Annotated in this window: 6 protein-coding genes; all 6 read left to right on the forward strand. The window is 38.4% G+C overall.

Features of this window, described 5'->3' with window-relative positions; all coding sequences use genetic code 11:
* Nucleotides 1-25 precede the first annotated feature (25 nt).
* The 6 genes from AC27VX_RS23300 to AC27VX_RS23325 all read left to right on the forward strand — a co-directional run bounded on the left by AC27VX_RS23300 (nucleotide 26) and on the right by AC27VX_RS23325 (nucleotide 9,714).
* Entirely contained in the window at nucleotides 26-6,628 is a 6,603-nt protein-coding gene (locus tag AC27VX_RS23300) for an RHS repeat-associated core domain-containing protein (protein ID WP_488698324.1), read from the forward strand.
* The gene (locus AC27VX_RS23305; RefSeq protein WP_488698326.1) at nucleotides 6,625-7,263 is read left to right on the forward strand and encodes a hypothetical protein; all 639 of its coding nucleotides are present in this window, start codon (nucleotides 6,625-6,627) and stop codon (nucleotides 7,261-7,263) included. The genes AC27VX_RS23300 and AC27VX_RS23305 overlap by 4 nt, the downstream gene beginning before the upstream one ends.
* A 136-nt stretch (nucleotides 7,264-7,399) precedes the next feature.
* Nucleotides 7,400-8,266 (forward strand): EndoU domain-containing protein, encoded by an 867-nt coding sequence (locus AC27VX_RS23310; RefSeq protein ID WP_488698328.1) that lies wholly within the window; start codon nucleotides 7,400-7,402, stop codon nucleotides 8,264-8,266.
* A 5-nt stretch (nucleotides 8,267-8,271) separates the two neighbouring features.
* On the forward strand, nucleotides 8,272-8,607 hold the full coding sequence (locus tag AC27VX_RS23315) for a MafI family immunity protein (RefSeq protein WP_488698330.1): 336 nt from the start codon (nucleotides 8,272-8,274) through the stop codon (nucleotides 8,605-8,607).
* A gap of 116 nt (nucleotides 8,608-8,723) precedes the next feature.
* Entirely contained in the window at nucleotides 8,724-9,095 is a 372-nt protein-coding gene (locus AC27VX_RS23320; protein ID WP_300691564.1) for a hypothetical protein, read from the forward strand.
* Nucleotides 9,058-9,714, forward strand: coding sequence for a hypothetical protein (locus AC27VX_RS23325; RefSeq protein ID WP_488698333.1), 657 nt, complete (start codon nucleotides 9,058-9,060; stop codon nucleotides 9,712-9,714). Before AC27VX_RS23320 ends, AC27VX_RS23325 begins: the two co-directional genes overlap by 38 nt.
* Nucleotides 9,715-9,755: the final 41 nt, after the last annotated feature.

The raw sequence follows: 9,755 nt of genomic DNA on the forward strand, positions 1-9,755 counted from the left end.
GTCGCTTATACTGTCTTTTATATCAGTGTTCTGTTTTTCGCAGACTCCAGCCCCGAAATTTCACGATACCAAGGGAAATATAGAGGTTACAGGGGCGGGACAGCTTCAGTATACCCTTGCAATAGACCTTCCCCCCGGAGTTAAAAATACAGCCCCCGGTGTCGGTCTTGTTTATGTAAGCGGTGCTGGAAACGGCCTGGCAGGCTATGGCTGGAACCTCACAGGGCTCAGCGCCATCTCAAGGGTAGGCAGGAATCTTGAAAAGGATGGCATCACCAAAGGAGTACAGCTGGATTATTCAGATTACTACAGCTTTAACGGGCAGCGGCTCATATTAAAATCCGGGAAATATGGTAAATCCGGGGCAGAATATGTTACCGAGAAGTATTCTAATTTTAAAATCAGATCTGTAGGAAGCATTAGCGGGCAAAGCTGGCAGGGCCCTGAATACTGGGAGGTTACTTCCCCTGACGGTTCTCAGGTATGGTATGGAGCCACAGCTTCGGGAAGCAGCAATGCCAGAACACCCATAGACTATAATATAGTAAAGTCAAAAGATCCTGACGGGAATTATATTACCTACGGTTATACCTTAGAGGATAATGTCTCTGTAATCAGCAGCATCCTTTGGGGCGGTAATGAAACTAAGGGAACCCAGCATTTGAATACCATTGATTTTAATTTTACGGCAAGGCTTTTCCCGGAAACTGCCTATATCAAAGGAGTCCTTTTCTCCCAGTCTAAGATCCTTACCTCTGTTTTAGTTTCCTCTGGCGGGAAACAATACAAAAAGTATGCTGTTTCTTACAAAGACCTTCCAGGGAATCCATACCAATCTGTGGAAAAAATCACGGTTTTAAACGCTGATAATGAAGAGGCCAACCCTGTAAAATTCACGTATGAGGAGTCCCCGTATGTAGGCAATAAATGGAGCAACAGCCATACTTTAAAACCCAATATCAATACGGATGTAGTGGGAGACTTTGATGGTGACGGCAAGCTTGATATATTACGGTATCACTCCCAGACCGCCAGCCAGATACCGCAGGTAGGATTATACCTTTACAGTAATTATTTAGGTAATAGCTATAATAATAATACCCTATTCCCGGTATATGTAGGGAATTCTGTAACAGGCATCAAAAATGCTGTTGCGGTAAACTTAAGAAAAGGCAGTCTCATCCGAAACCGCCAGGGATTGGTTGTAAAAAAACAGATATTTAATCCTTCTACTGCCAAATCTGACCTTGAACTTTCATTCTATGGACTTACGGACAATAACCAGCTGGTACTGGATTACACCAAAACCATTCCTGCTGATGACTATGATTTTTCATCGGGAACTGTAGTCAATGGAATAACGACCACTGTTAAAGATCTAAAAAACGTTGATTTCAATGGGGACGGGCTCAGTGAGCTTGTTGTAGTGCTCAATGACAGAGAATGCTATGCAACAGTCATTGACAATCCTGATATCACTGGCAAACCGCCGCAGATCTGTACCAGTGTGAATCGGTATTATGTAGTAGATCCTGATGAGTCTATTCAGGGGAACGGCTGGTATTATCCCCTGGAATTGTATCCTGACCATAACCAGCTGGATAAGGATGTATTTACCATTTACAAAGGAGGAGACTTCAATGGAGACGGGGTTTTTGATCTTTTGAGACTAAGCCAGAATCTAAAGCCTTACCTGATTACTTTTAATAAAAATACTCTGGGGCAGTATGAGTCCTCTATTGCCCCTTTTAATCCTGCCAATGATGAAACTATAAAAGGATATTGGGAAAATAGTCTTGTAGGAGATTATAATGGTGACGGGCTCAGTGATATTATGATGCCGGGAACTCCTACCGCTGCCATCTGGTATCTCTACACTTCCAAAGGAAACGGCTTTAAGGAAGAAACTAAGGTGTTTTACCGTCCCGAGCCCACCCGCAGGAGTACCCAGGATCTGAATGCTAATTTCACGATAGCCAATCCCAGAACTTTTGTGGCCTACGATATCAATAATGACGGGAAAACCGAGCTTATTATGCTGGAAGGCGGCAGATCCTATTATAAGGCGGCTATTCAGGACAGCGGGCAGGGTACGAAATACACCAGAAATTATACGGTAACCGCTAAAGTATTCTCGGCTCTTTCAGGGGAGCTGCCCGCTTTGTTTAGTAATTATGGATTGAGTCCTGAAACCATTTATCTTCACAGCAGCAATATTAATAACGAGGTGGCTCCTACCCGAAGGGATGTTGTAGCCCTTTCTGTAGATCAGTGGTCCGGAGCAATGCTCAAAAGCTTTATGATGGTTTCTGCAAATGGGGAAACCTATGGTTTTGCTAATGAGCAGGAGGTCGTTTACGGCTATTATATAGATGCTGCAAAATATGCCCGTATCAAAACTATTCAGCAGGGTGGAATCACCACAGTGATTACCTATAAACAGCTGGCAAAAGACCCATCCGGAGAGTTTTATGCCGGAGCTAAAACGGAAAATTACCCTTATACTGAAATCAGTCAGTCTTACGGAATGTATGTAGTGTCCGAAATGACACAGACCTCCAGAACGGTACTCAATTCTCCTTCAGATATTATTTTGAAACAGGAATTTATGTACAGAGGCCTTACTGCCAATATTCTGGGTAAAGGGATGGTTGGTTTCAGAAAAATGGCAAGGTCTTCCTGGTATTCTAATGAGCTAGGAACTGGAAGTACCAAGATATGGTCAGGAGTGGAGATTGACCCTGTGAATGACGGCGTTCCTTTGAAAGAATGGACGGTAAAAAAAACCACCTTCGATACTCAGATTATTCCTGATGATCTTTCTGAAAATAACACCCAGCTTCTTTCCTTAAAATCTACAACCTATCAGATTGATAAAATCCTAAATGGTCAGGTTGTGGCAAGTGTTTCGGATACTGACAAAGCTAAGGTAGTGACCGCCATCTTACCCAAAACAAGCAGGGTAAAAGATTTCTTAACAGGAGCTGTTACCGAAAACAATATTACTTACGGAGCGTATTATCTGCCGGTGCAGTCAGTTTCTAAGGTGAATACTACGCTTGGAATTACAGCTTCCGGCTATGAGTACGAACACAACCCTTCCGGCAGTGCAGCAGCCTATTATATAGGGCGTCTGAAATCTAAGACAGAAACCCGGCAGGCCTACGGAGACAGCCAGTCCGGCAAAGAAGAATACACCTATGAAAATAACAGGGTAAAGACCCTTAAAAAATGGAACAGGAATAATACAGGCTATATCCAGGAAAGTTACAGTTATGACGGTTTTGGGAATATAACGGGGGAAACACTCTCTAACAGTATAGATTCTCAGGTTCGTATGACGGGCTCACAGTATGATCCTACCGGAAGATTTATCATTAAGAAAACAGACCATTTAGGACTAGAGACCCAGTTTTCTTATAACAGCTGGGGACAGCTGACAGGCCAGACGGATCCGTTAGGAAATACCCTTACAAGCACTTATGATAACTGGGGAAAACGCCTGACCTCTGAAAGCAGTCTTCAGGGAACCACCAGCTATACCTATGAAAGGGATCACCTTGATAATGTTACGGTGACAAGAAATGAGCCCGATGGCAATAGATCCAAAACATTCACCAACAAACTGGGACAGGTATATAAGGTGTCAGCTAAGGCTTTCTCGCAGGGACAATACGTTTCTCAGGAAACCCAGTACGATATCCTGGGAAGAAAGATAAAAGAATCCGAACCGTATTTTGAGGGGCAAAGTGCCAGTAAGTGGAATACCATTGCCTATGATGATTCCGTATATCCTGCTAAGGTAAAAGCTACAGCATTTACGGGTAAACAGACGGAAACTGTGGTATCAGGATTCACCACAACGGTAAAAGAGACCAATATAGCGGACTATGGAAGGACCACGTCCAAAACAGTTGATGCACTGGGAAATATGATCTCTTCAACAGACAAAGGAGGAACTGTACAGTTTTCCTATAATGCAGCAGGAGAACAGATTAAGGCTCAGTATGCTGAAAATACAGTCACAACTGCTTATGATGTATGGGGAAGAAAATCAGAATTCAATGATCCATCCAACGGGTTGTACAAGTATGAATATGACGGATTCGGACAGCCGAAAAAGACAACCAGCCCGAAAGGAACAAAAGAATACACCTACAATAACATGGGGCAGCTGGTTTCCCAGAAGGAACTTTCCACAACAGACGGAGGACAGGCCACCAATAAAACCATTGCTTTTACCTATGATACCAAAGGCAGGCTTACCACAAAATCCGGTACTGTAAAAGGGCAGCTGTTCAGCACCGGCATTACCTATGACCCTCAGGGAAGGATTATATCTGCTGTAGAAAACAGCAATGAAAGAACCTATACCCAGAAAGGGATGACCTATGACAATAAAGGAAGAATGATTTCTTATGAGAAAGAATTGCTCTCTCTGGGTATTACAACCAAGGTCGTGATAGAAAATCTTTACAGCACCTGGAGCGGAGAACTCTATCAGGTTAAAGATAAAAGCTCCGGGAAAGTGCTTTGGGAGCTTCAGGAGACTAATGCTAAAGGGCAGGTATTAAAAAGCAGATTAGGAGCAGCAGAGATTACCAATGCATACGATGCCAATGGTTTTCTGAGCAGCGTTAATCATTCTTCGCAGGTAAAACCGGGAATCCTGCAGATCTCCTACTCATTTGATGCCATCAGAAATGAACTTAAAACAAGAACAACCGGAGGAGATCTCAATATTGCAGAATCTTTTGATTATGATGACAATAACAGGCTTATAAACTGGACCAATCCGGTCACAGGAATTAAACCCGCCATGAACAGAAATATCTATGATATAAAAGGCAGAATCATGGAAAATGATCAGGTGGGAATCATGAAGTATGAAAATGCTGCGAAGATCTATCAGCCAACCGGAATGACATTGAATACGGATGGAGTACAGAATTATAACGGAGATCTGATACAGAGCATCACCTATAATGAGAATAATGATCCGGTACAGATTAATGGAGAAAAAGCCCGTATTAATTTCGAATATGGATTGGGAAGTATGCGTCAGCGGGTTAACATTGCTAAACTGAAAAATGCAGGAGCAGGCACAGAACTAAAAACAGGCGGCGGCGGAATTTGGGACCCTAATGCACCTGTATGGCAGAATACTTCAACAAAACTCTACAATGAAGACGGGAGCTTTGAAGTAGTGACGGATCTGGGTACAGGACAGGAGCATCATTTATTATACATCGGAGGCACTCCTTATGAAGCAGATATTGTATATTTGAAAGAAGCAGGACAGAGCAGCGGTTCTTATAAATTCCTTCACAAAGACTATATAGGAAGTGTTCTTGCTATTAGTGATGAAGCAGGCAGCAGGCTGGAACAAAGACATTATGATGTCTGGGGCAGCCTTACCCACCTAAAGATGGGAAATGCAGCTATAGTGACAGATAAAGCTGCTATTGCAGGCGCTTTACTGATTATTGACCGTGGATATACCAGCCATGAACATTTTATGAATGTAGGCATCATTCATATGAATGGCAGATTGTACGATCCTCTGCTCAGAAGGTTCTTAAATGCGGACGAAAATATCCAGGATCCCATGAATACCCAGAACTATAATAAGTACGGGTATGTGATGAATAATCCGCTGATGTATAATGACCCGGACGGTGAATTTTGGTTAATGCTTGGAGGTGCTTTATTAGGAGGATACTTCAATGGGGTAGCTGCCAATGGCGGCAACTGGAATCCTGTAAAATGGGACTGGCAGAAGTCATGGAGCGCTGTAGTAGGCGGTGCTATTGGCGGTATGGCTATCTCGGGAACATTGGGAAATATCGCCAGTAACCCCGGAGCTATTAAGTTTGTACTGCCAGGGATAATCTCAGGAGGGCTCAACTCAGCGTTCACAGGAAGTAATTTCTTAGGCGGTGCTGTTGGTGGATTGTCTTATACGGCTAATTTATTTGAGAATAAAATGACATCAACAAATATGGATTTCGCCGGATATAGATATAGCATAAGTGAAATGGTTGTTAGTGATGAGAACACTTTAAATGGAGCTACTGAAGCTGAGTTCAGCCGTAACACAGTAATAGGAGTAGCAAATGCCCACTATAAAAATCAATTTATCCGTGGGAGTTGGCATTTTGTAGATGAGTCAAAAGATTTAAGCCCTTTTATACGAAGCCATGGCTATTCATTTGGGGGCAATAAAGCTCTTTTAGTAAATGGAAACGGTGACAATGTTTGGGGGCTAACGGAAATTCTTACACATAATGATGTAATTGTCTGGCAAAGGATATATTTACCCAAAGGAGCATTTATAAGCTTAGAACAATTAGACTTAACAATGGGACACGAGATTTTTCACACTATATTAAACAATGCACGGCTTTTTGATGTGCTGGAACGTACAGGAGTTAATCAAAGTGTTAGTGTTCATGAATATTTTACATCTAGATGGGAGGAACAGTATGTGAAATTCCGAGGTTGGCAAAAGCTTAATCTAAATATGGAGTCATTTAATACAGGAATAAGCACATTCAAGAGTTTTGATTTATTAGAACCTAAAATTAAACCAATCTTTAATAATTATTTAAAAAGTACTCTAAAATGAAAAAAATAGCATTATTTTTATTAATAGTTTTTAGTCTATTTTCTTGTAAACAGCAATCAAAAAAAGATAGTGCTTTTACATTAAAGTATACCAAAAATAGTAATGAACTGACTCTTATCTTTGAAAATAATACTTCTCATGATATTATTTTTCCTGCTCCAAATACACTTGAGTTTGGAGACAAGAATTTTAAAGATTTTTCTACTCAGGGTGGAAAAGAGAAAGACTTTCCTATAAATGTGTATGCAATAATAGGGGATAATCAATTTTCTAAATTTTATCAAAGAAAATTAGACAGTATTAGAAACGTTAATCTGTCAGATAGAGGCATGACTGATGTAATAAATCAAATGATGCCAGGGGATGGAGATTCTGTATTTTATTTACCAAAAAAAGAAAAATTGAAAATAAAGTATAAGTTAAATATTAAACAATCTCCTCCAATTCATAATTATTTTTCAAAATTTAAACAAAATTATTATCCGTATAATAAAATATTGAAAGGAGAATATCCTGAAGGAGAATACTTGAGAAGATTTTCAAAGCTAAATTTCGGTAAAGCGAAGTTTGTAGCGCAACCTGTGATAGAAGATAGTTTGTTTTTGAATATTTCTCAGAATGATGCAAATAAATAGTATATACAACTATAAGTAAAGTAATCGAAATACAGGTAATCAAATGGTTGCCTGTTTTACTTTACAGGGAATTCTTAACATGGTTGGCAACTGAAATCCTGTAAAATGTGACTGGCAAAGAACATGGAGTGCGGTATTGGGAGGCGCCATTGGTGGAGCGGCAATATCAGGAGCATTGGGAACCATTTCAAGTAATCCGGGAGCTATTAAGTTTGTACTGCCAGGGATAATCTCAGGAGGGCTCAACTCAGCGTTTACAGGAAGTAATTTCTTAGGAGGTGCTATTGGTGGGATATCTTATTCAGGGAATTTGTTTACCAATAATGTGACTTCAACGGATGGGATTAGTAGTGAATATAGATATATTATTTCTCCTGATGAAATTTATGATGATTGGGGGAAAGATGGTACAGGCGATCGAATTACAAAAATAAGAGGAAGAAGATATTACGCTGATAGAAGAAATCTTCCAGCAGAGATTGGAAATAAAATTAATGCTTTTTTTGGAGGAGATTCAGATTATTTTGTAGAACATCAAGTTTACAATCCTACTGAAGAGCGCATGATGAATGAATACGTGAATACAGCAGCAGCTACATTAGCAGGTGGAGTTGTAGGAAAAGTTGTAAGTAGGGGAGTAGGTACTTTAAGTGCTAGAAGTCAATATATCAATTTAGCAAGTCCAACAAGAACAGCACATATTATAGCTGGAGATGCTACAGGAGGAGGTCATGCTTGGTTTGGGAGTTTAAAAAGCTTTACCAACGGAATAACTCGTTCTAAAAGTATGTTCCCTGCTACATGGAATAATTCTAAAATTATGCATGCCGTGTCAAATGTTGCAACAAATAACCTATGGATACAACAAACAGGAAGGGCTGGAGCTACACTTACAAGAAGTGGTCACCCTGTAAGGTTTGTCGTTGAAGGATTTTATCAAGGAACAAAAATCCGAGTAATTACTACACATACAGAAATTATAACAGCTTTTACAATAAGATAATTAAAATGAATAAACTTAATAACACCTTAACTAAATTAATTGAAATTTCTAAGGCTATAGGATTAAATGATGCAGACTTAAATAATGCTAGAGAATACTTAATATATAATGAATATGGTTTATGTTTTGATACTGTAGTAACTCAATTATACGAATATGATATTGAAATCAATAGAGATTTTTATGAATTAATAATACAAATTGCAGGAATGTTAGATTTAGAGGAAAGCTCCTATTCTTTCATGAGAGAATTAATAAATGATGGAAATACTATTCCAAAGATTGTAAAAGATGAATTGGCAGTAGTTATGGCAAATTTGAAAATCAAAAAAAATGAATAAAGAGATTTCAATTACGTAAGAGAAATAATTTGAAAACAAAAGTAGGATTACTCCTACTTTTGCTTTCTTAAAAAATCCCCCGGAAATGGGACTGGCAAAGAACATGGAGTGCGGTATTGGGAGGCGCCATTGGTGGAGCGGCAATCTCAGGAGCATTGGGAACCATTTCAAGTAACCCCGGAGCCATTAAGTTTGTACTGCCAGGGATAATCTCAGGAGGGCTCAACTCAGCGTTTACAGGAAGTAATTTCTTAGGAAGAGTTATTGGTGGGATATCTTATTCTGGTAATTTATTTACCAATAATGTGACCTCTACGGATGGGATTTGGGGAATTGAAAGGGACTTTTTAAAATTAAATGGATATGACAAACTTCCGGGGTTTTTTAATAGTTCTCTTGAAAATATTTTTAATGATTATATTTTAAAAAGTATACAATTTAAAGGAGTTTATGACAAAATCAAACATTTACCAGTTAAGCTTAAATAAGCTTATATTATTTTTTTTAACTCTATTATTAATTTCTTGTTCGAAAGAAAAATTGGAAAAAAATAGTGATATAAAAATGAGTATGGTTAAAAAGGAAAAAATAGATGAAAACAATCTAATTATTACCTTACTATTTAAGAATAATTCACTGAATAATTATGTAATACCAAACTATCTGGGATACTATTTAGTTCATACAATGAACGAAAATAAGCAATATGATGCTCCTGGAAAAATAGGGGGTAAAATTATCAGTTCTGAATTTTCTGAAAAACTAGATGAAAGATATTTAAAGTTATTTTATTTATACTATAGTAATACTTTTTATCAGAATGATCAATGTAATAAACTATCTGATTTTAATAATTTTAATAATTTGATTTATAAGAGTTCTCTTTTATTTTTACCTCATAACTCTGAAAGGAAGATTACACTTGTATTTAATGCTACTAATTTTAATCGAGAAACATTTGATAATTATAATACCAGAGTATCTTTAAGTTTGGATTTAACTAAAAATTTTAAAACTTTAGATTCTTTATTGAAGAAAGAGAGAATAGATTATAAAGTTTATGATAGAGATCTAATTTTAAAAGATTCATTATTTATTAATAAATAAAGTGGTAAAGTAATTTTTTTAAGCAAAAGTGGGATTACTCC

Source organism: Chryseobacterium sp. 14P4.3.2, from assembly GCF_057799275.1.

Bases quoted from the DNA above. Each gene is read 5' to 3' on its own strand.
- AC27VX_RS23325 (WP_488698333.1), top strand. From the start codon at position 9,058: ATGACAAAATCAAACATTTACCAGTTAAGCTTAAATAAGCTTATATTA.
- AC27VX_RS23305 (WP_488698326.1), top strand. From the start codon at position 6,625: ATGAAAAAAATAGCATTATTTTTATTAATAGTTTTTAGTCTATTTTCT.
- AC27VX_RS23315 (WP_488698330.1), top strand. From the start codon at position 8,272: ATGAATAAACTTAATAACACCTTAACTAAATTAATTGAAATTTCTAAG.